The sequence below is a fragment of the Streptomyces sp. NPDC002835 genome, assembly GCF_053591995.1.
Window position 1 is genome coordinate 560,607 of the sequence record NZ_JBSFUW010000001.1, and the last position, 24,559, is coordinate 585,165.

Here is a 24,559-nt window from a genome sequence, read left to right on the forward strand (position 1 = left end):
CGGTCATTTTCGCACTACGACCCGCCCCCGAGGCCACTCAATACTGTCTGGGCCCGTTTTTCGGCGCCCTCGGGCGCCACCAGGTCCGGGGCGATGCCTTTGCCGTCGACGCTGTGACCCGCGGGCGTCCGGTAGTGACCCACGGTGAGCTCGGCGACCGACCCGTCCGGGAGCCTGCTCGGCATCTGCACCGAGCCCTTGCCGAAGGTGCGGGTACCGACCGTGACAGCACGGCCACGGTCCTTGAGCGCCCCGGTGACGAGCTCGGCGGCGCTCATGGTGCCCGCGTCGACGAGGGTGACGACGGGCCGTCCGGTGTCGCCGCCCTGCTCCGCGTGGAGCGCCCGCTGCCGGCCGTCCACGTCGTACGTGGCGACGAGGCCGCCGTCGAGGAAGGCGGACGCGGCGGTGACCGCCTCCGACACCAGGCCGCCCTCGTTGCCCCGCAGATCCAGGAGGACGCCGGCGCCCTCGGGGGCGTCGTGCACGGCCCGCCGCACCCGCTCGCCGGAGCCCTTGGTGAACGACGAGACCCTGATCACGACGGCGCCGTCCGCGAGATGCTCCACGGTGACCGTCTCGGTGCTCAGCAGGGCACGGGTCAGCGTCTTCGACCAGCGACGCCCGTCGCGCTCCAGCTCCAGGACCACATCGGTGCCGCTGCCGCCGCGGAGCAGCGCCACGACCTCGGTGACCGGCCGCCGGTCGACGTCCTTGCCGTCGACCGAGAGGAGCCGGTCGCCGGCCCTGATCCCGGCCCGCGCCGCGGGGCTGTCCCGCTGCACCCGGGCGATCTCCACCGTGCCGCCGGCGGCACGTCTCGCGCCGAGGCCGACGCCGGTGTACTCGCCGTCGAGCGCCTTGCGGAACTCCTCGTACTCCTGCTTGTCGTACACGGCGCCCCAGCGGTCGCCGCTGCGGCTGACGACCTCCTCGGCCGCCTCCGTACCCGACTTGCCCTTGGCCGCGGCCTCGGCGGCGGCGCGGGCCACGTCCTCGCGGTCCACCGTCGCCGCGGCGGCGCGGGCGGAGAGCGCGGGCCGTGCGGAGGCGTCGTCCTGCGGCAGGCAGTTGGTGACCGCGGCCGTGGCCACGACGACTCCGAAGACCAAAGTCAGGGCAGCCCCGCGGCGAATACCGTGGGGCCTGAGACTGAACTCGGGGCCGGACATGGCGACGAGTCTAGGACAAGCAAAGGGCGCCGTACGGAGGTTGCCCGTACGGCGCCCGGGGCGCTTGTCACACCTTCAGGTACTTGCGCAATGCGATGAAAGCGGCCACAGCGGGCATCAGCAGCCCGATCGCCAGCACCAGGGGCAACTTGGTGATCACGGCGTCCCAGCCGATGAAGTTGACCAGCTGCATCTTCTCGGAGAGCGCCAGACCGTGGTCGATCAGGAAGTAACGCCCCACCAGCAGCATCAGGGAGGCGACCACACCGCCCAACAGGCCCGCGAAAGCGGCTTCCATGATGAACGGCATCTGGATGTAGAAGCTCGAGGCGCCGACGAGCCGCATGATGCCGGTCTCACGCCGACGGCTGAACGCGGAGACGCGCACGGTGTTGACGATGAGCATCAGCGCAATGACGAGCATCAGTCCCATGACGAAGATCGCCGCCACGTTCATGCCGTTCATCAGGGAGAACAGGTTCTCCAGGATGTTGCGCTGGTCCTGGACCGACTGCACGCCGTCCCGGCCGGCGAACGCGGTCGCCACGACCTTGTACTTCTCCGGGTCGTCCAGCTTCACGCGGAACGACTCCTGCATCTGGTCCGGGGTGATCGTGGACGCGATGGGAGTGTCGCCGTACTGCTCGCGGTAGTGCTTGTACGCCTGTTCCGCCGTCTCGTGGTGAACCTTGTCGACGACGTCCATCTTCTTCAGATCGGTCTCGATCTGTTCCTTCTGCGCCGCGGTGACGGCCCCCTTGGAGCACTGGGGCGAGGTCGCCGCGTCGTTCTTGTTGCAGAGGAAGATGGAGACGTTGACCTTGTCGTACCAGAAGTCCTTCATCGTGCTGACCTGCTCACGCATGAGCAGCGCACCGCCGAACAGGGCGAGCGACAGGGCTACGGAGACGATCACCGCGAAGGTCATCGTGAGATTGCGGCGGAGACCGACCCCGATCTCCGACATCACGAACTGGGCGCGCATGGCGTGCTGTCAGCCTTTCAGTCTTGCAGTCTGTCCGGGCTCAGTGCTGATAGCCGTAGACGCCGCGGGCCTGGTCGCGGACGAGACGGCCCTTCTCGAGCTCGATGACGCGCTTGCGCATCTGGTCGACGATGTTCTGGTCGTGCGTCGCCATGATCACGGTGGTGCCGGTGCGGTTGATCCGGTCGAGCAGCTTCATGATGCCGACGGAGGTCTGCGGGTCGAGGTTTCCCGTCGGCTCGTCCGCGATGAGCAGCATGGGGCGGTTGACGAAGGCCCGGGCGATCGCCACGCGCTGCTGCTCACCACCGGAGAGCTCGCCGGGCATCCGGTCCTCCTTGCCGCCGAGGCCGACGAGGTCGAGCACCTGGGGCACGGCCTTGCGGATCTCGCCACGCGGCTTGCCGATGACCTCCTGCGCGAACGCCACGTTCTCCGCGACGGTCTTGTTGGGCAGGAGCCGGAAGTCCTGGAACACGGTGCCCAGCTGGCGGCGCATCTGCGGCACCTTCCAGTTGGAGAGCCGGGCCAGGTCCTTGCCGAGGACATGGACCATGCCCTGGCTCGCGCGCTCCTCGCGAAGAACCAGCCGCAGGAACGTCGACTTGCCCGAACCGGACGAGCCCACGAGAAAGACGAACTCGCCCTTCTCGATCTCGAGGGAGACGTCGCGCAGGGCAGGACGGTTCTGCCTGGGGTATGTCTTGGAGACGTTGTCGAATCGGATCACGGGTGCACCACGGTCGGCCGGGAGTAGGTGAGCGTGACCTTACGCGACTGCGCCGCGGCCGCGCAGTCCCCGTCCTGACTTGCGTATTTTGTCCGTTCGTCGGCCAAGGGCAAATCCGGCGGCCCGCGCCTAAAAGCGCGCGAGCTGGCACAGTGGTAGGGGAACAGTCGCGTTTCCCTGTGCGTTGTCGGGAGAGAAATGTGCTTGCGGTCCGCGCACCTTGCGGCCCCGGCGCGCGGTGAGGAGGAGAGCGCATGACCTATGACCGATTGGTGTGCGCCAACTGCGCGGCACCTGTCACCGAGGGCCGCTGCCCGGTCTGCCGGGCGAATCGTGAGCGACTGCAGCAGGAAGGGCCGCTCGGCGGCCTGAACCCGGCTGCGCTGCTCGCCCTGCTGGTGCTGCTGGTGGCCGCGGTGGCCCTCCTGGCGGCGCAGACCGGGTAGGGCGCGCGGGGTGCGCTGCGCGCGCGAGACATGGAAGAGCCCGGGGCCGTCGGCCCCGGGCTCTTCTCGTGGTGCGTTACCGCTTGTGCACTGTCCGTCGTTTAGGCGACGGCGCGGCCACCGGCCACCAGACGCGGCAGCATACGGAAGCCGATGCCACCGGCGATCATCGTGGCGGCGCCGATCAGCAGGAAGGTCGTCTCGGCGGCGCCGGTCTCGGCGAGCTCACCGCCGGTGCCCGTGCCCGTACCGGTGCCGGTACCGGTGCCCGTGCCGGCGTCGCCGGAGCCGGCCAGCTCTTCCCTGCCCTGGCTCTGCTCGATGGGCTTGGAGCCGGCGTTGTCGGTGTCGGTGCCGTCACCGTCACCGTCGATCACACCGCCGCCACCGTTGCCGCCGCCGGTGGTGCTGCCGCCGCTGTTGCCGCCCGAGTTGCCGTTGCCACCCGAGTTGCCGTTACCACCCGAGTTGCCGTTACCACCCGAGTTGCCGTTACCGCCGGACTGCTCGCCGGACGTGCCGGTGCTGGTCTCGCCAGAGGTACCGGTGCTCGTCTCGCCGGACGTGCCGGTGCTGGTCTCGCCAGAGGTACCGGTGCTCGTCTCGCCGGACGTGCCGGTGCTCGTCTCACCCGAGGTACCGGTGCTCGTCTCACCGGACGTGCCGGTGCTCGTCTCACCCGAGGTACCGGTGCTCGTCTCACCCGAGGTACCGGTGCTCGTCTCACCGGACGTACCGGTGCTCGTCTCACCCGAGGTACCCGTGCTGGTGCCACCGGACTCGCAGAGCGTCGGAATGAGCTCGCAGTCAGGCTCATCGTTGGTGGTGACCTCGCCACTGACGCCGATGCCGGCAACCTCGACGTCGCCGGTCAGGTCGAATGCCTGCGCCGCGCCTGCGGCGGTCAGCGACGCACCCGCGGCGATCACTGCGCCCGCGGCTATACGCGCGACACGGATCCGCGTGTTCTTCGTCATGTAACTGCTACCCCCAGTAGCTCTCGTCATTGGAGCTGCGTCAGGGGCAGCGGGTCCGGGGGCCTTTGTGTCGCGCCCCCAGTTCACACGCGCCCCAGAAGTACGCATGCCGCGCGCCACCCTTCCCAGTTTTCGAAAGGGCGTCAAGTTCGTTAGCAGACGCGATGTCCGGAATACTCTCAGTTGCCTGGCCTGGGGGCATGCAACTGTGACATAAAAAGGAACTGCCGCCTCGTAGGCGGCAGTTCCCTTGTCGATAAAGCGCCGAATACGCCCGCGCGGCGCTTGCGGGCGCGAATCGCCCGGGGCCGGACGGCGGAACGCCGAAGGCGCCGGGGCCCAGAGGAACCCGGCGCCTTCGGCGTGCCTTGTCGCGCGTTACTTCTCCCGCTGCTTGCGCCAGCGGATGCCCGCCTCGAGGAAACCGTCGATCTCGCCGTCGAGCACCGACTGCGGGTTGCCGACCTCGAACTCGGTGCGCAGGTCCTTGACCATCTGGTACGGGTGCAGCACGTACGAACGCATCTGGTTGCCCCACGAACTTCCGCCGTCGCCCTTGAGGGCGTCCATCCTGGCGCGCTCCTCGTGCCGCTGACGCTCCAGCAGCCGGGCCTGGAGAACGCGCATCGCGGACGCCTTGTTCTGGATCTGCGACTTCTCGTTCTGGCAGGAGACCACGACGCCGGTGGGCAGGTGCGTGATGCGGACGGCGGAGTCCGTGGTGTTGACCGACTGACCGCCGGGGCCGGAGGACCGGTACACGTCGATGCGGAGCTCGTTCTCCGGGATGTCGATGTGGTCGGTCTGCTCAACGACGGGCAGCACCTCGACGCCCGAGAAGGACGTCTGGCGGCGGCCCTGGTTGTCGAACGGCGAGATGCGGACCAGGCGGTGCGTGCCCTGCTCGACGGAGAGGGTGCCATACGCGTACGGGGCGTGGACGACGAAGGTGGTCGACTTGATGCCGGCCTCTTCCGCGTACGACGTCTCGTAGACCTCGGTCTTGTAGTCGTGCCGCTCGGCCCAGCGCAGGTACATGCGCTGGAGGCGCTCCGCGAAGTCGGAGGCGTCGACGCCGCCGGCCTCGGCGCGGATGGTCACGAGGGCCTCGCGCTCGTCGTACTCGCCGGAGAGGAGGGTGCGGACCTCCATCTCGTCGAGGGCCCTGCGCACCTCGGCCAGCTCGGCCTCCGCCTCGGCGAGGGCGTCCGGGTCGTCCTCGGCCTCCGCGAGCTCGAAGAGGACCTCGAGATCGTCGATACGGCTGCGGATCGCCTCGGCCTTGCGGACCTCGGCCTGCAAGTGCGAAAGCTTGCTGGTGATCTTCTGCGCCGCGTCGGGGTCGTCCCACAGGGACGGTGCCGCCGCCTGCTCCTCGAGCACGGCGATGTCTGCCCTCATCCTGTCGAGGTCCAGGACGGCCTCGATCGACCCCATGGTCGAGGAAAGGGACTTCAGCTCTTCGGATACATCGACGACTGCCACGGGTCCAGCGTAACGGCTGAGCCGGCGGACCAGTGCTGCCCCCGGTGGCCCGGGCTTCCGGGGGCCCGCAGGGGCCCCGCGGGCCCTACGGCTCCGCGGGCGCCGACTGCCGGTTGTCCTGCGGCGGCGCCTGGCCGTCGTCGCCGCCGGCGGCCAGCCAGCCGCCGACGCCGACCGCCGCGGCCACGGCGAGTGCGGCGACACCGAGAGTGATGCGGCGCCTGCGCAGCGCGGCGGCCCGGTTCCGGGCGGAGCCGGGCCTGCGCTGGCCGGGCGTGCGGGGCGCCCGCGCCGTCCCGTGGGCGCCGCCCGCGAGCTCGTCGGGGGCGGGGACGCGCATCGAGGTGTGGGTGTCGCGGTTGGAGTCGGCCGGTGCGCCGCCCGGGACCAGCGGCACCGCGGCGCGGCGGCGCTGCTCGCCGGGGGCGGGCCGGGCGACGTCCTCGTACGGCTCCGGGGGCTGCTCCGCGTCGGGCTCGTCGACGTCCAGGGGCGGGATGCCCGCGAGCGTCGGCAGCAGGTCGTGCAGCCGGGAGGCCACCTCGGAGGCGCGCAGCCGGGAGGCGGGGGCCTTCGCCAGGCACTGGACGACGAGCTGCCAGAGCTCGTCGGGGATGCCGGGCAGCGGCACCACGGTCTCGGTGACGTGGCGGCGCAGTACGGCGCCGGGGTGGCCGCCCCCGAAGGGGGTGAAGCCGGCCAGCAGCTCGTAGAGGACCGTGGCGAGCGCGTAGATGTCGACGGCCGCGCGGGGCGGCAGACCCTCGACGATCTCGGGCGCGATGTAGTCGGGGGTGCCGATGATGCCCGACGGGTTCGGCGCGGCGCCGCCGGCGGGGCGGGGCGCCTTGGTGCGGCGCGGGGTGTCGATCAGTTTGGCGACGCCGAAGTCGGTGAGGAGCGCGGGGTGCGAGCCGGCGGGCCCGAGCGGGCCCTCCATGTCGAGCAGTATGTTCTCCGGCTTCACGTCCCGGTGCACGACGCCCGACGCGTGGGCGGCCGCGAGGCCGTCGGCGACGTCGGCGACGATCGCGACCGCGGCCTCGGGCGCGAGGCGGCGCTCGCGGTCCAGCCGGGTGCGCAGATCGGTGCCGCGTACGAGCTGCATGACCAGTGCGAGGTCGTTGCCGTCCACGACGAGGTCGCGGACGGCGACGACTCTGGGGTGGTCGAGTCCGAGCAGGGCGGTGCGCTCCTGGACGAAGCGTCCGACCAGCTCCTGGTCGGAGGCAAGGTCCTCGCGAAGAATCTTGATGGCGACGGGCCCTTCGGGTCCTTCGCCGAGCCACACCGTGCCGGCGCTGCCCCGCCCGAGGATCTGGTGGGCCGTGTACCGGCTGCCGATATTCCGTGCCAAGACTGCTCCCTCAGCGGCTGGCGTTGTCCCACAACGTACGCGGGCATCGGGGTGCTGTGTGCCCCGGATGGCGCCAACCTCCACTTCTGCGGGATAAGTCGGCCCGCAGAAGTCGACAAAACGACAGGGTTACTGCTGGTTACCGATCTGGTCGGCGGTGTCCTTGGCCTCGCCGAGCTGCCCGATCCAGTCGGTGACCGTCGAAACGGCGTCGCCGATCGCCTCCCAGTAGCTCTTGCCCTCCGCGATCCAGCCCTGGAGCGGGGTGAGCTCCCAGATCAGCCAGCCGGCCACGACGAACAGCAGCACCGTGAAAAGACACCCCTTGAGGCAGCCGAGCCCCGGGATGCGCATCGGGTTCGCGCGCTGCCTCGGCTGGCGGGGCGGGCGCTGCGCCGGCGGCTGCTGGGGCGGCGGCGCCTGCGGGGGCGCGTACTGCTGCTGTTGCGGGGCGTACTGCTGGCGCGGCGGCTGGGGAGCCGGCGCGTACGGCTGGGGGCGCTGCGGCTGACGGTTCTGCGGCGGCCGCTGCTGGTTCTGCGGCGGCTGCTGCGGGGCCTGGCGCTGGGGACGGCGGCGCAGCGGGTCCTGGCTCGGGTCGAGGTACTGGACCTGGGTCTGCTCGTTGCGGTCCCGCGCGGCGCGGAGCTGGCTCTGCCAGGGGTGCGGCTCCTCGGGGCCCTGCCCCGGGGGTACGGGCGGCATGACGGCGGTCGGGTCGGCGTTGCCGCCGGGCTGCCCGGTCTGCGGCATGACGCTGGTCGCGGCGGCCGGGTCGTACGCCGAGCTGCCGCCGCCGGTGTTCGGCAGGACCTGCGTCGTGTCGGAGGACCCCGGTGCGCCGGGGACCGGCGCCGGGGCCGGGTCGGGCGCCAGCAGCGCGCCGACGCCGAGCGCGGCGTCGACCTGGGCGGCGTTCGAGTGCACGCCGATTCCGGCGGCGACCGTACGCAGACCGCGGGCGAGGTTCTCGGCGCTGGGCCGCTCCGACGGCTCCTTGCGCAGACAGCGCTCTATGACCGTCCACAGCGGCTCGGGGACCGTGGTGGGGCGCCGGGGCTCCTCGCTGAGGTGGCGGTGCAGCACCTCGAGCGCCGTGCCGCCCGCGAACGGGGGCCGTCCGGTGACCAGTTCGTAGAGCAGGATGCCCGCGCCGTAGATGTCGACCGCCGACGTCTGCGGGCGGCCCTCGGCGGACTCCGGCGCGACGTACGCGGGGGTGCCGACGAACTCGTGGGTGCGGGTCAGGCCGGGGGAGTCGGCGAGACGCGCGATGCCGAAGTCGGTCAGCATCGGGTGCATCTGGCCGTCGGCGTCCGTCTTGAGCAGCACGTTCGCCGGCTTCAGGTCGCGGTGGACGACTCCGTCGGCGTGGCTGGCGGCGAGCGCGTCGGCGATCTGGGCGGTCATCAGCGACGCGGCGACCGGGCTGAGCGGGCCGCTCTCGCGCAGGTAGCGATGCAGGTCCGGGCCGTCGACCAGGTCCATGACCAGGGCGAGGAGATCCCCCTCGACGACGAGGTCGCGGGTGCGGACGATGTTCGGGTGGGTGAGGCGGAGGAGGACGGAGCGCTCCCGCAGGAAACGCATCACCACGTCCGCGTCGTTCGCGAGCTCCTCCTTGAGGACCTTGATCGCGACGGTCTCACCGGGCTGTCCCGCGACGGCCGCCTCGGCGCCCGCGGTCTCCCTCTGACGGGCTCGCCAGACGGTGCCCGTGGCGCCGCGCCCGAGCGGCTCCTCGAGCAGGTACTTGCTGCCTACCGGCCGCACGTCATGCGCTCCCTGCTGATCGTGGTCCTCACATGGCCCGGTCCGCCGGATGAAGGTCGGTCCGCCGGGTTGTCCGCCCCACTTTAAGGGGTGTCTTTCCTGTCGCCGCTGTTCGAGAGACAGACGCGGGCATCGTACGGATGGTTGCCGGGTCCGCGTGCAGTGAACATCACGATCCCTTCCGTCCGTAGTCCACTGGATGACCTTTACGGGATGCCACCAGGCGCTTCTCCGTCCGCATTTGTCCCCCCGGCCGACCGGCCAAGATCACTTACGGGTGGGCGGGACGCGTGTTGTCGGTGGCGGATGCGAGGATGCCTCCAGCACGGAGCCGTGGGCGGGAAGACCCGGGCCCCGTGCCGACCTGCCGGGTGGGGGCTATCTGGGCGGCTCCCCTGCCGGGCACCCGCGCAGAAGGGATGGCTGACGGCGATGCAGATCCGGCTGACTGTTCTCGCGCCGCGCGGCGGACAGTCCGCGCCCGCCGGGCGTCCCTGCGACGTGATCGTGACCGCGCCCGCGGGCACGGCGCTCGCCGCCGTGGCCTCCGGTCTGGCCGCAGCCGTCTCCGGCACCGACGTCTCGGGGACCGTCGTCCTCTACGCGGGCCAGGAGCGCCTCGACCTCCAGCGCCGCACCCTGGGCGAACCGCCGCTGGTGGACGGCGCCGTGCTGGCCCTCCAGACACCGGCCGACGACGAGCCCCACGGGAGCGACGTCCCGGCCCAGCTCCATGTCGTCGCCGGGCCCGACGCGGGCGGTGTCCATCTGCTGCACGGCGGCCGGATCAGCATCGGCCGCTCCGCCGACGCCGATGTGCCGCTGGACGACCCCGACGTCTCCCGGCTGCACTGCGCGGTGACGGTCGCGGACGACGGCCGGGTCACGGTGACCGACCTCGGCTCCACGAACGGCACGACGGTCGACGGCGCCTCCGTGGGCAGCCGCCCGGTCCGCCTGCCGACGGGCGCGCTGCTCCGCCTCGGCGAGTCGACCCTCCGGCTCGCCCCGGGGGCCGGGCCGCCGGCGCTCCCCACCACTCCTGACGGCGAGGGCCACCTCCGCATCCCCGGCGGCTCCGTGGCCGCGGAGCCGGACGACGCTCCGGTGCCGCCGGAGTCCAGCAGATACCGGCCGGTGGCCGGCGCGAGCGGCGGCAGCGCACCCGGCCCTTCCTGGGCGGACCCCGGCCCCGCCCGTCCCGCCGTGGCCCCGGACGCGGCTCACCGGCCGCACGCCGGCGGCACGACCGGCCCGGACGGCGCCGCCCGCGTGACCACCGCCGGAGGGCCCGCGCCCGGCGGCGCGTACGACGCAGGCAGCCAGGGCGGCACGGGGCACGAGCCGAACCGGTCCGAGCAGACGCACCACTTCGACGCCGCGGCTGCGCGGGTGCCCGCGCAGTACGTCCCCGAGGGCGGGACGCCCGTCACCGGCCCGGAAGCGGACGCGCCGGGCCGGCGCAGGCGCGGCATAGGAACCTGGGCACGGCGGCTCGCGGGCGGCCGGGGCGGACCGGTGGTCGAGGAGACCGGCCCGGCCGGTCCCGTGGCCGCCGCGGCCCCGCCCACGGTGGCGAGCTGGCCCGACCCCGCGGCCGTCCTGCTGACCGCGCTCGGCCCCGGTCACCGGCTGTGGGAGCGGGGCCCGGACCACCCGGAGTCGCTGGTCCTCAGGCTCGGTACGGCCGACCGCGCCGAACTGCCGTCCGTCGCCGTGACCGTGGCGCTCAAGGAGGCCGGTTCGCTCGGTCTCGCCGGCCCGCGTGCACGGCTCGCCGGCCTCGCCAGGTCCGCGGTGGCCCAGCTCGCCGCGCTGCACTCCCCCAGTGACCTGGAGATCGTGCTGATCAGCGCGGACCGCACCCGGCGTGTCGAGGAGCGCACGGCGGAGTGGGCCTGGCTGGGCTGGCTGCCGCATCTGCGCCCGGCGCACGGCCAGGACTGCCGGCTGCTGCTCGCGTACGACCACGACCAGGCGACCGCCCGCGCCGCGGAGCTGTCGCGCCGGCTGGACGAGGGCCCGCTCGGCCCCGGCTGGCCGAGCGCCGACGGCCGGGCCGTCACGGCGGCGGCCGACCGGCACGGCGGCCCGCGCACCGTGGTGATCGTCGACGGCGACCCCGGCTCCGCCGCGCTGCGGGAGACGACGGCCCGGCTCGCCGGAGCCGGCCGCGCCGCCGGTATCCATCTGATCTGCCTGGCGGAGACGGCCGCGGCCTCCCCGCTCTCCCCCGTCGCCGTGACCTACGAGTCGGCGTGCGCGGTGTCGCTGCCGTTCCGCGAGTGCGGGGCCGCGGCCCTGCTGACCGGGGACGTGGCGACCGCGCTGCGCCTGATGCGGGTGGCCGGCGGGCAGCCCGCGGGCCACGGCACCGTCGGTGTGGTGGACGCCGTGTCAGCCGCCTGGGCCGAGCGCTTCGGACGGGCGCTGGCCCCGCTGCGCGCGGAGGGTTCGAGCGTCCACCCCGGCAGGGTGGCCGTGCTGCCGCGGTCCGCGCGGCTGCTGGACGAGCTGGAGCTGGCGCGGGCCACCCCCGCGTCACTGATGGCGCGCTGGGCGTCGGCCTGTGACGGGACCGTGGTCCTCGGCGCCGGCCCCCGGGGGCCGCTGACCGTCGACCTGGCGGAGGAGGGCCCGCATCTGCTGATCGAGGGCCCGGCGGGCAGCGGCCGTACGGAGCTGCTCCGCTCGGTCGCCGCGTCGCTGGCGGCGGCGGGCCGCCCGGACCGGCTCGGGCTGCTGCTGGTCGACGGCGCGGGCGGGGAGCGCGGCGACGGGCTGACGGCCTGCACCGAACTGCCCCATGTGACCGAGCACCTGGTGGCGAGCGACCCGGTGCGGATGCGGTCGTTCGCCCAGGCGCTCGGCGCGGAGCTGAAGCGCCGTGCGGCCGCGCTGGACGAGGCGGGCGTCGCCGACTTCACCGAGTGGCGCACCCGGCGCGAGGTCGCGGAGCGGATGGTGGGCCAGCGCCCGCCGAGCGCCGCCGAGCAGCGCGGCGATCTCGACTCGCCCTCCTCGGGGACGCTCAGGCTCCGTCCCGGCGGGCGTACGCGGAGCCGCGAGCCCGACCCGCTGCCGCGCCTGGTGGTGCTGGTGGACGACTTCGACGCGCTGGTGGCCCCGGCGCTGGGCAGCCCGGGCCGGCCGGCGGCCGGTTCGGTCGTACGGGCGCTGGAAGCGGTGGCCAGGGACGGCGGGCGGCTCGGCATCCATCTCGTGGCCACCTCGTCGCGGCCCGACCGCACCGCGGACACGCAGCTCGCCGAGGGTGCGCGGCTGCGGGTCGTCCTGGAGGCGCCGCCGGTCGCGCCCGGCCCCGACGACCCGGCGCCCGGCCGGGGCAGGCTGGGGCACCCGGACGGGCGGGTGACCGCGTTCCAGAGCGGCCGGGTCACCGGACGCATACCGCGTACGGCGACGTCGCGGCCGACCGTGGTCCCGCTGGAATGGGAACGGATGGGCGACCCGCCCACCCGCCGGCCGCTGCGCGAGCTGGGCAACGGTCCGACCGATCTGGCCCTGCTGGCCAGCGCGTTGGAGCGGGCGGCACAGTCGGTGGACGCGTCCCCCGTCCCTCCGCTGGCCCCGGCGCATCCCTGACGGGCCGCGGCACCACCGCACCCCTGTCCGGCGTCGCTGCCATTTGACCTGACATCGCGTCACGAGGGCATCACGAAAGAGTGATACTCCCCCGGGGCGCTATTGCGGCACCCGTAGTGCGGGCGTAGACCTGTCGGAAGGCGCGACAGGTCAGGTAAAGCAGCGCACAGGAGAGACGGGGCAGTAATGCGCAGAACTCTTCGTACGGGCAGGGCCGCAGTGGTGTTCGCCGCGATCGGCGCCCTCGCCCTCACCGGATGCGGCGGCGACGGCGGCGGCGGCGAGCCGGGTGACGCGGGTCCGACGAACGGCAGCGAGTCGCCGTCCACGGTGCAGCTGCCCAAGCTGAACGGCGAGAAGATCGAGGTCGCCGCGGTGTGGAGCGGCCCCGAACAGGAGAACTTCACCAAGGTCCTGGACGAGTTCGAGAAGCGCACCGGAGCGACGGTCACCTTCGTCCCGGCGCAGGACCCGATCGTCAACTTCCTCGGCACGAAGATCGCCGGCGGCAGCCCGCCGGACGTGGCGATGCTGCCCCAGGTCGGCGCGATCCAGCAGGCGGTGGCCCGCAAGTGGGCCAAGCCGGTCGGGCCGGAGGCCAAGGAGCAGCTGGAGAAGAACTACTCGAAGGGCTGGCGGGACCTCGGGTCCGTCGACGGCGAGCAGTACGGCGTGTACTACAAGGCCGCCAACAAGTCCCTGGTCTGGTACAACAACGCCGTCTTCGAGAACGCGGGGGCGACGGAGCCGAAGACCTGGGACGAGTTCATGTCGACGGCGGAGACGATCTCCGCGTCGGGCGTCACGCCGGTCTCCGTCGCGGGCGCCGACGGCTGGGTCCTCACCGACTGGTTCGAGAACGTCTATCTCTCCCAGGCGGGCCCCGAGAAGTACGACCAGCTCGCCAGGCACGAGATCAAGTGGACCGACCCGTCCGTGAAGGACGCCCTCACCACGCTCGGCGAACTGTTCGGCAAGCCGAACCTGATCGCGGGCGGCACGGACGGCGCGCTCCAGACCGAGTTCCCCGCGTCCGTCACCCAGACCTTCACCGGCGGTGACGCCCCCAAGAGCGCGATGGTCTTCGAGGGCGACTTCGTGACCGTCAACATCGCGCAGACCGATGCCGAGATCGGTACGGACGCGAAGGTCTTCCCGTTCCCGGCCGTCGGCGCGGAGCCGCCGGTGGTGACCGGCGGGGACGCGGCGGTGGCGCTCACGGACAGCAAGGGCGCCCAGGCGCTGCTGACCTTCCTGGCGTCCCCCGACGCCGCGGCGATCCAGGCGGGCGCCGGCGGCTTCCTCTCGCCCAACAAGTCGCTGGACCTGGCGGCGTACCCGAACGACGTGCAGCGCGACATCGCGAAGGCGCTGATCGAGGCGGGCGACGACTTCCGCTTCGACATGTCGGACCAGATGCCGCAGTCGTTCGGCGGGACGCCCGGCAAGGGCGAGTGGAAGATCCTCCAGGACTTCCTGAAGAACCCGAAGGATGTCGCGGGCACCCAGCAGAAGCTGGAGGCCGAGGCGGCCAAGGCGTTCAAGAGCTGACGCCGTGACGCCCGTCACCGCGGGGGGCCCGGCCCGGCCGGTGCCCCCCGCCGACAAGCGCAAGAGCGTGACAGGCACACGCAAAATAGTCGCGGTGGGCTTTCTGCTGCCCACGCTGGTGCTGCTGGGCGCGCTCGTGGTCTACCCGATCGGGTACTCCCTCTACCGGTCCTTCTTCGATCAGTCGGGCAACGGCTTCGCCGGGCTCGGCAACTATGTGGAGATCTTCACCGACGACACGATCTTCACCGCGGTCAAGAACAACGCGGTCTGGGTGGTCGTCGCGCCGACCGTGTCGACCGCGCTCGGCCTGATCTTCGCGGTGCTCACCGAACGGGTCCGCTGGGGCACCGCGTTCAAGCTGATCGTCTTCATGCCGATGGCGATCTCGATGCTCGCGGCGGGCATCATCTTCCGGCTCGTGTACGAGCAGGACCCGGAGCGCGGGGTGGCCAACGCGGTCTGGGTGGGCGTGCACGACACGTTCGCCGAGTCGGCCGGCTTCCCCAAGGCCCGCCCCCTGCCGGTCCATCCCCTCGAGGCCGCGGGGGCCGGTGCGTTCGTCACCAAGGAGCCGGTCTCCGCCGGCACTCCCGTACAACTGCCCCTGGTCGGGGTGGCGCCCGCCAAGATGCCGTCCGACGCGGAACCGGCGAAGGCGCCGGAGACCGGCGACGGGGAGATCCACGGCACCGCGTGGCTGGACTTCACCCGGGGCGGCGGCGGCAAACCGAACACCATCGACTCCGAGGAGGTCGGCCTCAAGGGCATCAAGGTGGAGGCGGTCAAGGACGGCCGGGTGGTCGCCGAGACGCGCGCCGGCGCCGACGGCATGTTCACCCTGCCGACCGCGGCGGACGGCGCGCTGCTGCGGCTGCCGGCGGACAACTTCCGCGAGCCGTACAACGGCGTCAACTGGCTCGGGCCGAACCTGGTCACGCCCGCGATCATCGGCAGTTACGTGTGGATGTGGGCGGGCTTCGCGATGGTGCTGATCGCGGCCGGACTGGCGAGCGTGCCCCGCGAACTCCTGGAGGCGGCCCGCGTCGACGGCGCGAACGAGTGGCAGGTCTTCCGGCGGATCACGGTGCCGCTGCTGGCGCCGGTGCTCGCGGTGGTGCTGGTCACGCTGATGATCAACGTACTGAAGATCTTCGACCTGGTCTTCATCATCGCGCCGGGCTCCTCCCAGGACGACGCGAACGTCCTCGCGCTCCAGCTCTACCGCTCGTCGTTCGGCACGGACGCGGACCTCGGTCTCGGCAGCGCGATCGCGGTGCTGCTGCTTCTGCTGGTGCTGCCGGTGATGTTCTTCAACATCAGGCGGATGCGAAGGGAGACCCGGCGATGAGCTCCCGGCGCCGCACGGCCGCCCCCGGCCGGGGGTCCGGGGGTCGCCCCCCGGGCAGGCACAGCAACATCCGGCGGATGCGAAGGGAGACCCGGCGATGAGCGACACCACCAAGGGGGCCGGCGTCAGGGCGAAGCACTCCCTCGCCACCCGGATCGCGGCCCGCACCGGCGGAGGCGTGCTGCGGGTCTTCCTGATCCTCGCCGCCCTGTTCTGGCTGATGCCCACCATCGGCCTGCTGCTCTCGTCGCTGCGCGACAGCGGTGACATCGCGGCGAGCGGCTGGTGGACGGTGTTCACGGCCCCGGCCCAGATCACCACGGAGAACTACTCACGGCTGCTGGAGAACGACGCGATCACCGGCTCCCTCGTCTCCACGGTGATGATCACCGTCCCGGCCACCGTGCTGGTCGTGGTCATCGGCGCGCTGGCCGGATACGCCTTCGCCTGGATGGAGTTCCCCGGCCGCGACTGGTGGTTCATGGTCGTCGTCGGTCTGCTGGTGGTCCCCGTGCAGGTCGCGCTGGTGCCCGTCTCCGAACTCTTCGGTGTCGTCGGCATCTTCGAGACGACGCTCGGTGTGGTCCTCTTCCACGTCGCCTTCGGTCTGCCCTTCGCGATCTTCCTGCTGCGGAACTTCTTCGCGGAGATCCCCCGCGAACTGCTGGAGGCGGCACGGCTCGACGGCGCGGGCGAGATCCGGCTCTTCACCAGGGTCGTCATGCCGCTGGGCGCCCCGGCGATCGCCTCGCTGGGCATCTTCCAGTTCCTGTGGGTGTGGAACGACATGCTGGTCGCGCTGATCTTCGCCGACTCCGACAGCGCGCCGATCACCGTCGCGCTCCAGCGGCAGGTACGGCAGTTCGGCAACAACATCGACGTGCTCGCGCCGGGCGCGTTCGTGTCGATGATCATTCCGCTGGCGGTGTTCTTCGCCTTCCAGCGGCAGTTCGTCTCCGGCGTGATGGCGGGCGCGGTCAAATGACCGGCTGACCGGCGCACGAACCGGCAGGGCAGGTGTGAACAGGCGCACGGGCGTACGGAATGGCGGCTCTGGTTACCCCCGTAACCGGACCGCCATTCGCCGTTGGTCCCCCGTATGCCACGTGCGGCGTAACCAAGTCACCCCTTTGGCCGTTCTCGGGCCATCCTGCCCGCGCGACCCATGGATGTGCCGTGCCCCGGTTCAGCGTCATCGTGCCCGCGTTCAAGGTCCAGGCCTATCTCCATGAATGCCTGGAGTCGGTGCTGACACAGACCTTCGCGGACCTCGAACTCATCGCGGTCGACGACTGCTCGCCCGACGCCTGCGGTGCGATCATCGACGAGTTCGCCGCACGCGATCCACGCGTACAGGCCGTCCACCTCCCGACAAACGTGGGCCTCGGCCAGGCGCGCAACGCCGGGCTGGCGCGGGCGGGCGGCGACTACATCCTCTTCCTGGACAGTGACGACAGCCTCGTCCCCGGTGCGCTCCGGGCCATCGCCGAACGGCTCGCCACGACCGGCGACCCGGACGTCCTCGTCTACGACTACGCCCGCACGTACTGGACCGGGGAGAGCGCCCGGAACAAGTTCGCCGCGCTGCTGACCGAGCAGGGCCCGGCTCCGTTCACCCTGAAGGACCGGCCGGAGCTGCTCAAGCTGCTGATGGTGGTCTGGAACAAGGCCTACAGGCGGGAGTTCGTCGAGCGCGAGGGCTTCACCTTCCCGCCCGGCTACTACGAGGACACCCCCTGGACCTATCCGGTGCTGCTGGCGGCGAACCGCCTCGCCACGCTCGACCGGGTGTGCGTGCACTACCGCCAGCGCCGCCAGGGCGGCAACATCCTCGCCACCACCAGCCGCAAGCACTTCGACATCTTCGACCAGTACGACCGGGTGTTCGCGTTCCTCGACGCCCGGCCGGCCCTCGCGCACTGGCGGCCGCTCCTGTACCGGCGGATGGCCGACCACTTCTCGACGCTGGCCACGGCACGGGGCCGGCTGCCGCGCGGCAGCCGCGCCGAGTTCTTCCGCCGGGCCCGCGCGCACTGCCGCCGCTACCACGCCCCCGGCGCGACGCCCGCCCTGCGCGGCCGGCTGCGCCACGCGGTGATCCGCAGCGGCGGCCACCGGATCTTCCGCGTGCTGTGGGCGGGCGACCGGTTGCGCTCGCGCGCCCGCGGCCTCGCGGGGAGCGCCCTTCGCGCGCTGCGCGCCGTGGCCGTGCGGGTGCACTACCGCATCCAGTTGCGGCTGCCGGTCCGCTCCGACCTGGCGGTCTTCTCCGCGTACTGGAACCGCGGCTACTCCTGCAATCCGGCCGCCATCGAGGGGAAGCTGCGCGAGCTCGCGCCGCACATCCGCACGGCGTGGATCGCGGACGAGGAGTACCACCACACGGTCCCGGCCGGCACCCGGCGGCTGCGGCCCGGCTCGTTCGGCCACTGGTCGGCGCTCGCCCGCGCCAAATACCTGGTGAACAACGTCAACTTCGACCGGCGGTGGGTCAAGCGGCCCGGGCAGATCATGGTCCAGACGCACCACGGCACGCCGCTGAAGACGATGGGCATCGACCTGCAGGAACGCCCCGCCGCCGCCCGCTCCATGGACTTCGGGCAGCTCCTCGCCAACGCCGACAAGTGGGACTACGCGCTCTCCGCCAACCGCCACTCCACCCTGGTGTGGGAGCGGGCGTACCCGTCGGCGTGCACGGTCCTCGAGTACGGCTATCCCCGCAACGACGTCTACCTGCACGCGGGCGCCGAGGACGTGGCCCGGCTGCGGGCCTCGCTCGGCATCCCGGAGGACCGTGTCGCGGTCCTCTACGCGCCGACCCACCGCGACTACCGCCGCAGCCAGCCGCCGCCGCTCGACATCGAGCGGTTCGCCGCGGCCCTCGGCCCCCGGTTCGTCCTGCTCACCCGCGCCCACTACTTCAGCGGCACCCCGCTGAGCGCCCCCGCTGCGCACCGGGTCATCGACGTCTCCGGCCACCCGTCGGTCGAGTCCCTGTGCCTCGCCTCCGACGCGCTCGTCACGGACTACTCGTCCCTGATGTTCGACTACGCGGTCCTGGACCGGCCGATCGTCCTGCACACCGGGGACTGGGAGGCGTACCAGGCCGCCCGGGGGACGTACTTCGACGTACGGGAGTTCCCGCCGGGAGCGGTCGCCCGCACCGAGGACGAGCTGATCGACGTCTTCGCGACGGACCACTGGTGCGGCTCGCGCGCCGCTCAGCTGCGTGCCGCGTTCCGCGAGCGCTTCTGCCCGTACGACGACGGGTTCGCCGCCGAGCGCGTCGTGCGCCGCGTCTTCCTGGGCGAGGGCACGGGCCTTCCGGTCGTCGTCCCGCGCGAGCAGCGCACCCCGGCGCCCGCGCCCGGTGCCCTGTCCCCCGCGCCGGTGGCCGCGCCGGTGCGGCAGCCGACGGGCCCGCTGCCCGTCCAGCAGAGCGGCAGCCTCGCCGGCGGCCGGCACACCTGAGCCACACCCGAGTCCTGCCCCGGCCCTCTCCCAGCCCCAGCCCCAGACCCGCCGAGTCACCGAAGAACGCGAGAAAGAGTGTCCATGCCCCGTCTGAGCGTCGTCGTCCCCGTCCGTCGTGTACGCGGAAGCCTGCGCGAGTGCCTGGAGTCGGTGCTCTGCCAGTCGTTCACCGACTTCGAGATCATCGGGGTCGCCGACGGCTGCCCCGACGGCTCCGGCCGGCTGCTCGACGAGATCGCGGACACCGATCCGCGGGTGCGTGCCGTGCATCTCGCCGAGCCGGCGGGCCCGGACGGGCGGCGCACGGCCGGGGCCGAGCACGCGAAGGGCGACTATCTGCTGTTCCTCGAAGCCACGCATGTGCTGCTGCCCGGCGCGCTGCGGCGCATCGCCGACCGGCTCACGGAGGCCGTCGACCCCGACCTGCTGCTGTTCGGCCACGTCCGTACGCCGTTCCGCGGCACCCCGCAGGCCAGCCGCTCCCTGTCGCTGCTGAAGGACATGGGCGGCACGGCGGTCTGTACACTCGCGGACCGCCCGGAGCTGCTCGGGGTGGCCGCGGTGTGCTGGAACCGCGCGGTGCGCCGCGAGTTCCACGCGTCGGGGCAGGCGTCGTTCGCGCCGGGCCGGCACGGCGACCGGCCGTACGCGTTGGGCACCCTCGCCGCCGCCGACACGGTCGCCGCCCTGCCGGTGCCGTGCGTCGAGCACCGCCGGCAGCGTCATGTGCCGGGGCTCGCGGAGTCGGACGCCGACGCGCCCGGCGAGCGGACCGGGCAACTCGAGCTCGTCGAGCAGTTCAGCGACCTGTTCTGCGCGCTGCGGGGCACGCCCCGGTTCGAGGCGGTGCGTGGGCCGCTGTTCGACCTGGCCTCGCGGGAGCTGCTGGAGACGTACGGGACGCTCCGGCGGCGCCGCCGGGCCTACGTCCGGGCGGTCGCGGCGTTCCACCGGGACCATCTGCCGCCCGGGCACCGCGTGGACGGCGGCCTCAGGGCGCTGCGCCTGCGGCTGCTGACCGGCGGCCGGGCCGGGCGGCTCCGGGCCCTCGACACGGCCCTCGCCGTCCGCCGCGGGCTGCTCGCCGTCGCCGCCGCGGTCCGCGGGCGGCTGGCGCGACGGCTGACGCCGCTGTACTACCGGCTCCAGCGGCTGCTTCCGCTGGAGCGCGACCTCGCCGTCTACAGCGCGTACTGGAACCGCGGGGTGAGCTGCAACCCGGCGGCGGTGCACCGCAAGGCGGCGGAGCTGGCCCCCCGGGTGCGCGGGGTGTGGGTGGTGTCGCAGAAGGCCGCCGCCGAACTGCCGCCCGGCATCGACCACGTCGTGCCGGGATCGCGGCGCTACTGGGCGGTGATGGCCCGTGCCACGTACTTCTTCAGCAACGTCAACTTCCCCAACCATGTGGTCAAGCGCCGCGGCCAGGTGCATGTGATGACCCACCACGGCACGCCGGTGAAGGTGATGGGCGTGGGCCAGGCCCGCTACCCGGCGGCGGCGCAGGGCATGAACTTCAACGACCTGCTGCGCCGGGTGGACCGCTGGGACTTCAGCCTGTCGTCCAATCCGCACTCGACGGAGTGCTGGGCGGGCGCCTACCCGAGCGCCGTGGAGCATCTGGAGACCGGCTACCCCCGCAACGACGTCCTCGTCGACGCGGGCCCCGACCGGATCCGCGCCGTACGGGAGTCGCTCGGCGTCCGACCGGGGCAGCGGGCCGTGCTGTACGCGCCGACGTTCCGCGACTACGAGCGGACCTTCACCTGCCGGCTCGACCTGGAGCGGGTGGCCGAGGCGCTGGCCGAGGACACCGTGCTGCTGGTCCGGGCCCACTACTTCCACGACGAGAGCGGTCTCGCCGAGCACCCCGGCATCATCGACGTCTCCGGCCACCCGAGCGCCGAGGAGCTGTATCTGGCGGCGGACGCGCTCGTCACCGACTACTCGTCCGCGATGTTCGACTACGCCAACCTCGACCGGCCGATCGTGATCCACGCACCGGACTGGGAGACGTACCGGGCGGTGCGCGGGGTCTGCTTCGACCTGCTCTCCGGTGCGCCCGGTGACACTCCGGGCGCGGTGACCCGTACGACGGAGGAGCTGATCCGGGTCTTCTCCGACGGCACCTGGGACGGCGAGGCGGCGCGCGAGCTGCGCGCCGCCTTCCGGACGCGGTTCTGCGCCTTCGACGACGGGCGGGCCGCGGAGCGCGTCGTCCGCCGGGTGCTGCTGGGCGAGCCCGGCCTGCTGCCGGTGACACCGCCCGCGGAGCGCCGCCCGGTGGCGGTGCCGCGCCAGGCGCACGCACCCGAGGGGGAGGCGCTCAGCGCTGCTGGCCGGCCATCACGGTGATCAGGCCCGCGATCACCATCAGCGAGCCGGCCCAGGTCCACATCGAGGTCCGCTCGTGCAGCACCGTGGAACTGGCCAGCACGATCAGCAGATAGCCCAGGGCGTTGAACGGATAGGCGATGTTCAGCGGCACCTGGGCCAGGGTCGACATCCAGGCCACCGCGGAGACGCCGAAGACGACGAGGCCGACGACGACCCACGGGCTCGTCGCGGCCCGCATCATCAGGGAGCCTCCGCCGTGCTCGGCGACGGCGGCCGCCGAGCGCATCCCGTGTTTGAGCATGATCTGCCCGGCCGCCGACGAGAAGACCGCGAAGAGCAGCAGCAACAGGCTGGGCAGGGCCAAGGTGGGCCTCCTGGTGGGCGGTCGGTGCCGTGGGTCAGGTGCCGGCGCCCACTCGGCCGGCGAGCTCGGCCGGGACGTACTGGCGGCTGATGATGTCCTGTACATCGACGTGCTCCCCCGCGATGATCGTCTGCGCCGCGTGCGGAGTGAGCACGGCGACGTACTGGTAGCCGAAGAGTGTCGGCCGCACACGGGTGAGGAACCGGGAGACGCCGGTCAGCGCCCCGGCGGCGAGGCCGCCGCCCAGTACGGACCAGAAGGGCGCGCCGGTCGAGGTGAGGCGGAGCTGGTCGAAGCCGGCGGCCCGCACGGTGCGGCGCAGGCTGCCGCGGGTGAAGAAGCGCAGATGGGTCTCGTCGAGGATGCCGCGCCGGTCGTAGCCGAAGATGCCGAGGGCGACGCGCAGACGCGAGTACCAGTGGCCGAAGTTGGGCACGGACAGCAGCATCCGGCCGCCGGGGCGCAGCACGTCCCGCAGTTCCCGCAGCACGTGCTCGGGGCGGGACAGGTGCTCGATGACGTCTCCGGCGACCACATAGTCGTAGTCGTCGCCGGTCTCCGCCGGAAGTCCCTCCTCCAGATCGGCCAGCAGGAACCGTGAGCAGCGTTCCCGTACGCCGGGCACCTCGACGAAGTCCAGGCCGGTCACGGTGAAGCCGAGCGCTTCGAGGCGCTCGGCGAACCGGCCGCCGGAGCAGCCGACGTCGAGCACCCGGCCCGGGGGCAGGGTGCGCATGATGCCGAGGATCGCGGAGTGCGAGGACCCGTCGCCCTCCTTGAAGGCGTACTCGACGGGCTTGGGGATCCAGGGGCAGGTGCCGAAGCCCTTGAGCGCGAGCCGGTACTCGAGGACGTCCTTGACGACGTCCTTGGCGTAGCGCAGGCCGTTGACGTAGCAGATCTCGTCGCCGTAGTAGGTCGGGACGGGGATCTCCTTGATCCGCATCCCGGCGTCGAGCAGCTGGACGATGATCTGGGTGTCGAAGTCGAAGGCGTCGGTGTTCCGGTCGATGGGCAGTCTGCGCAGCGCGGCGACGCTGTAGGCGCGGTAGCCGGAGTGGAACTCGGTGAGGTGCGAGCCCAGCAGCGCGTTCTCGAAGCGGGTGAGGACGCGGTTGCCCAGCCATTTGTAGAACGGCATGCCGCCCCCGAGCGCGCTGCCGGGGCGCATCATCCGGGAGCCGAACACCGCTTCGCACTCGCCCCGTTCGATGGGTGCGACCATCTCGGGCAGCAGCTCGGGGGCGTACTGGCCGTCGCCGTGCAGCAGCACCACGATGTCCAGGCCCCGCTCCGCGGCGAGCGCGTAGCCCGCCTTCTGGTTGCCGCCGTAGCCGAGGTTCTTGGTGTGCCGCATGACGACGGTCGGCGGCATGCCCTCGAGCTGCGACCAGCGGCAGCCCGCGCTGAACGTCTCGTCGCTGCTCGCGTCGTCGAGGATCAGGATCTCGGCGACACGGGACCGGAAGTCCTCGGGGATGCGGTGGAGCGTCTTCTCCAGTGTGGACTCGGCGTTGTAGGCCACGACGAGGATGCCGATCCGCGGGCTGGGGCTTTCCTTCACTGGGTCTTCTCTACTCTCCGTCGGTGGGGTCATCGGTGCGGTCGGTTGACGGGTCGGGCGGCAGCGGCCGGCTTGCCGGTCCGCTGGGCCACGACGGGGAGGGGCACGCCGGGCGCGGGGCCCGGCGGGTCCGCGAGCGCCCTGCGTACGCCGGTCACGGTCGCGGCGGCCAGCAGCAGCCAGCCCGCCTCTGCGAGATGCAGCGCCCAGTCGTTCCAGCGGACGGCGCTGGCGCCCGAGTAGACGACGACGGTGACGGTGCCGACGACGGCTCCGTAACCGACGGCCCCCCGGACGCCCAGGAGGCACAGGGCGACGACGGGCCAGGCCAGGTACTGGACGGCGGAGCCGGTGCTGAGCAGGAGCAGCAGTGTCAGGGAGAGCGCGACGGCGGCGGCCGGGGCGGTGGGCCGCCGCCAGGCGAGCCAGGCGCCCGCGGCCATGCACAGCAGCACGAACACGAAGTGGAAGCCGCCCTGGAGGCCCGCGACGAGCCCGTCGGACGCGCCGGCCAGGTCGGCGAACCGTACGAGCCCCCACAGCCGCCACCGCCCGCCCTCGTACTCGAGGACGTTCTCCCGCAGCGGCCCGGGCACGGCGGCCAGCACCGGCCCCCACAGCGTCAGCAGTACGAGGGCCAGGCCGGCGCAGAACCTGACGGCGGCCGGCCTGCCGGCCCGCACCGCGACCACCAGCAGGGCGGGGACGGCGACGACGGGGACGAGTTTGACGCTCACCGCGAGCGCCGCCGCGACGCCCGCGGCCAGCGGGGCACGGCGGTCGGCCAGCAGATACGCGGCCAGGACGACGAGCACGATCGCCGCCGAGTCCGTGTTCCCGTGATACGCCGAGGTGGTGAAAAGGACCGGGTTGAATGCGCAGACGAGCGCGCACACCGTGGCGGTACGGAGCGAACGGCGGCGGCGGACGATTTCGAAGACCAGCAGCACGGAGACGAAATCGGCGACGCAGGCCGGCATCCGGATGAGGAGCGCGAACGGAATTCCCAGCTCGGTCAGTTCATGGAATCCGGAGAGCAGCCAGCTCGCGAGCGGCGGATGGTTGTAGACGGGCAGGCCGGGCATCGGATGCCCGTAGACGCGGACCGGTCCGACCTGGGAGACGGCGGCGGCGAAGGCTTCGAAGAAGCGCACGTCCGCCGGTCCGCGGGTCAGGGCGGCGAATAGCGTCTTGGCGACGAGAGCGAGCGCGGCGGCGCCGATGACGAGAGCCCTGGCTCGTCGTACATCGGGCGTCGCCGCCGCGGTTCGCAATCGCAGGTCCATGGCGGGCGAACGTAGCAATCCGAAACGTCAATATCCCGCACCCGATAAACACACTTAGACCGGTCTGCCGCACTGTGCTGCGGTCTTCGGCGCCTTTCGGGCGC

17 protein-coding genes are annotated in these 24,559 nt (G+C 72.2%); 7 read left to right on the forward strand and 10 right to left on the reverse strand.

Annotated elements, in window-relative coordinates:
• Positions 1 to 14: 14 nt before the first annotated feature.
• From ACWD01_RS02500 to ftsE, 3 genes are all read right to left on the reverse strand, one after another.
• Positions 15 to 1,172, reverse strand: coding sequence for a S41 family peptidase (locus tag ACWD01_RS02500; RefSeq protein ID WP_451157234.1), 1,158 nt, complete (start codon positions 1,170 to 1,172; stop codon positions 15 to 17).
• A gap of 67 nt (positions 1,173 to 1,239) precedes the next feature.
• The gene (ftsX, locus tag ACWD01_RS02505) at positions 1,240 to 2,157 is read right to left on the reverse strand and encodes a permease-like cell division protein FtsX (RefSeq protein WP_451157236.1); all 918 of its coding nucleotides are present in this window, start codon (positions 2,155 to 2,157) and stop codon (positions 1,240 to 1,242) included.
• Positions 2,158 to 2,197: 40 nt separating this feature from the next.
• Positions 2,198 to 2,887: a cell division ATP-binding protein FtsE gene (ftsE, locus tag ACWD01_RS02510; protein WP_005316903.1), complete on the reverse strand. Its 690-nt coding sequence runs from the start codon at positions 2,885 to 2,887 to the stop codon at positions 2,198 to 2,200.
• Positions 2,888 to 3,141: 254 nt separating this feature from the next.
• Between ftsE and ACWD01_RS02515 the strand changes: the two genes are divergently transcribed.
• Positions 3,142 to 3,333 (forward strand): hypothetical protein, encoded by a 192-nt coding sequence (locus tag ACWD01_RS02515; protein WP_451157239.1) that lies wholly within the window; start codon positions 3,142 to 3,144, stop codon positions 3,331 to 3,333.
• A gap of 101 nt (positions 3,334 to 3,434) precedes the next feature.
• On the opposite strand, the gene ACWD01_RS02520 is transcribed toward ACWD01_RS02515, so the two are convergent.
• The 4 genes from ACWD01_RS02520 to ACWD01_RS02535 form a co-directional block, all read right to left on the reverse strand.
• Positions 3,435 to 4,310 carry a hypothetical protein gene (locus tag ACWD01_RS02520; RefSeq protein WP_451157241.1) on the reverse strand — a complete coding sequence of 292 codons (876 nt, stop codon included), beginning with the start codon at positions 4,308 to 4,310 and terminating at the stop codon, positions 3,435 to 3,437.
• Between the two features lie 378 nt (positions 4,311 to 4,688).
• Positions 4,689 to 5,795: a peptide chain release factor 2 gene (prfB, locus tag ACWD01_RS02525; RefSeq protein ID WP_451157243.1), complete on the reverse strand. Its 1,107-nt coding sequence runs from the start codon at positions 5,793 to 5,795 to the stop codon at positions 4,689 to 4,691.
• Between the two features lie 85 nt (positions 5,796 to 5,880).
• Positions 5,881 to 7,152, reverse strand: coding sequence for a serine/threonine-protein kinase (locus ACWD01_RS02530; RefSeq protein ID WP_451157245.1), 1,272 nt, complete (start codon positions 7,150 to 7,152; stop codon positions 5,881 to 5,883).
• A gap of 129 nt (positions 7,153 to 7,281) precedes the next feature.
• The gene (locus ACWD01_RS02535; RefSeq protein ID WP_451157247.1) at positions 7,282 to 8,925 is read right to left on the reverse strand and encodes a serine/threonine-protein kinase; all 1,644 of its coding nucleotides are present in this window, start codon (positions 8,923 to 8,925) and stop codon (positions 7,282 to 7,284) included.
• Between the two features lie 432 nt (positions 8,926 to 9,357).
• Between ACWD01_RS02535 and ACWD01_RS02540 the strand changes: the two genes are divergently transcribed.
• The 6 genes from ACWD01_RS02540 to ACWD01_RS02565 all read left to right on the forward strand — a co-directional run bounded on the left by ACWD01_RS02540 (position 9,358) and on the right by ACWD01_RS02565 (position 21,259).
• Positions 9,358 to 12,531, forward strand: coding sequence for an FtsK/SpoIIIE domain-containing protein (locus ACWD01_RS02540; protein ID WP_451157249.1), 3,174 nt, complete (start codon positions 9,358 to 9,360; stop codon positions 12,529 to 12,531).
• Between the two features lie 186 nt (positions 12,532 to 12,717).
• Positions 12,718 to 14,082: an ABC transporter substrate-binding protein gene (locus ACWD01_RS02545; protein ID WP_451157251.1), complete on the forward strand. Its 1,365-nt coding sequence runs from the start codon at positions 12,718 to 12,720 to the stop codon at positions 14,080 to 14,082.
• Between the two features lie 4 nt (positions 14,083 to 14,086).
• The gene (locus tag ACWD01_RS02550) at positions 14,087 to 15,433 is read left to right on the forward strand and encodes a carbohydrate ABC transporter permease (RefSeq protein ID WP_451157253.1); all 1,347 of its coding nucleotides are present in this window, start codon (positions 14,087 to 14,089) and stop codon (positions 15,431 to 15,433) included.
• Between the two features lie 97 nt (positions 15,434 to 15,530).
• Positions 15,531 to 16,418, forward strand: coding sequence for a carbohydrate ABC transporter permease (locus tag ACWD01_RS02555; protein ID WP_451157255.1), 888 nt, complete (start codon positions 15,531 to 15,533; stop codon positions 16,416 to 16,418).
• Between the two features lie 191 nt (positions 16,419 to 16,609).
• Positions 16,610 to 18,904: a bifunctional glycosyltransferase/CDP-glycerol:glycerophosphate glycerophosphotransferase gene (locus ACWD01_RS02560; protein WP_451157257.1), complete on the forward strand. Its 2,295-nt coding sequence runs from the start codon at positions 16,610 to 16,612 to the stop codon at positions 18,902 to 18,904.
• 84 nt (positions 18,905 to 18,988) lie between these two features.
• Entirely contained in the window at positions 18,989 to 21,259 is a 2,271-nt protein-coding gene (locus ACWD01_RS02565; protein WP_451157259.1) for a bifunctional glycosyltransferase family 2 protein/CDP-glycerol:glycerophosphate glycerophosphotransferase, read from the forward strand.
• Here the strand turns inward: ACWD01_RS02565 and ACWD01_RS02570 are convergent.
• Genes ACWD01_RS02570 through ACWD01_RS02580 form a run of 3 tightly spaced genes read right to left on the reverse strand, consistent with a single transcriptional unit; the run spans position 21,231 to position 24,455 of the window.
• Positions 21,231 to 21,605 (reverse strand): DMT family transporter, encoded by a 375-nt coding sequence (locus ACWD01_RS02570; RefSeq protein ID WP_356898114.1) that lies wholly within the window; start codon positions 21,603 to 21,605, stop codon positions 21,231 to 21,233. The genes ACWD01_RS02565 and ACWD01_RS02570 overlap by 29 nt on opposite strands.
• 34 nt (positions 21,606 to 21,639) lie before the next feature.
• Positions 21,640 to 23,169: a methyltransferase domain-containing protein gene (locus ACWD01_RS02575; RefSeq protein ID WP_451157261.1), complete on the reverse strand. Its 1,530-nt coding sequence runs from the start codon at positions 23,167 to 23,169 to the stop codon at positions 21,640 to 21,642.
• A gap of 29 nt (positions 23,170 to 23,198) precedes the next feature.
• Entirely contained in the window at positions 23,199 to 24,455 is a 1,257-nt protein-coding gene (locus ACWD01_RS02580) for a glycosyltransferase family 39 protein (protein ID WP_451157263.1), read from the reverse strand.
• Between the last annotated feature and the right edge of the window lie 104 nt (positions 24,456 to 24,559).

Excerpts from the sequence above, each read along its gene's own strand:
- ACWD01_RS02555 (WP_451157255.1), top strand. The coding sequence starts at position 15,531 with ATGAGCGACACCACCAAGGGGGCCGGCGTCAGGGCGAAGCACTCCCTC.
- ACWD01_RS02580 (WP_451157263.1), bottom strand. The coding sequence starts at position 24,455 with ATGGACCTGCGATTGCGAACCGCGGCGGCGACGCCCGATGTACGACGA.
- ACWD01_RS02545 (WP_451157251.1), top strand. The coding sequence starts at position 12,718 with ATGCGCAGAACTCTTCGTACGGGCAGGGCCGCAGTGGTGTTCGCCGCG.
- ACWD01_RS02520 (WP_451157241.1), bottom strand. The coding sequence starts at position 4,310 with ATGACGAAGAACACGCGGATCCGTGTCGCGCGTATAGCCGCGGGCGCA.
- ACWD01_RS02515 (WP_451157239.1), top strand. The coding sequence starts at position 3,142 with ATGACCTATGACCGATTGGTGTGCGCCAACTGCGCGGCACCTGTCACC.
- ACWD01_RS02565 (WP_451157259.1), top strand. The coding sequence starts at position 18,989 with ATGCCCCGTCTGAGCGTCGTCGTCCCCGTCCGTCGTGTACGCGGAAGC.
- ACWD01_RS02540 (WP_451157249.1), top strand. The coding sequence starts at position 9,358 with ATGCAGATCCGGCTGACTGTTCTCGCGCCGCGCGGCGGACAGTCCGCG.
- ftsX (WP_451157236.1), bottom strand. The coding sequence starts at position 2,157 with ATGCGCGCCCAGTTCGTGATGTCGGAGATCGGGGTCGGTCTCCGCCGC.
- ACWD01_RS02500 (WP_451157234.1), bottom strand. The coding sequence starts at position 1,172 with ATGTCCGGCCCCGAGTTCAGTCTCAGGCCCCACGGTATTCGCCGCGGG.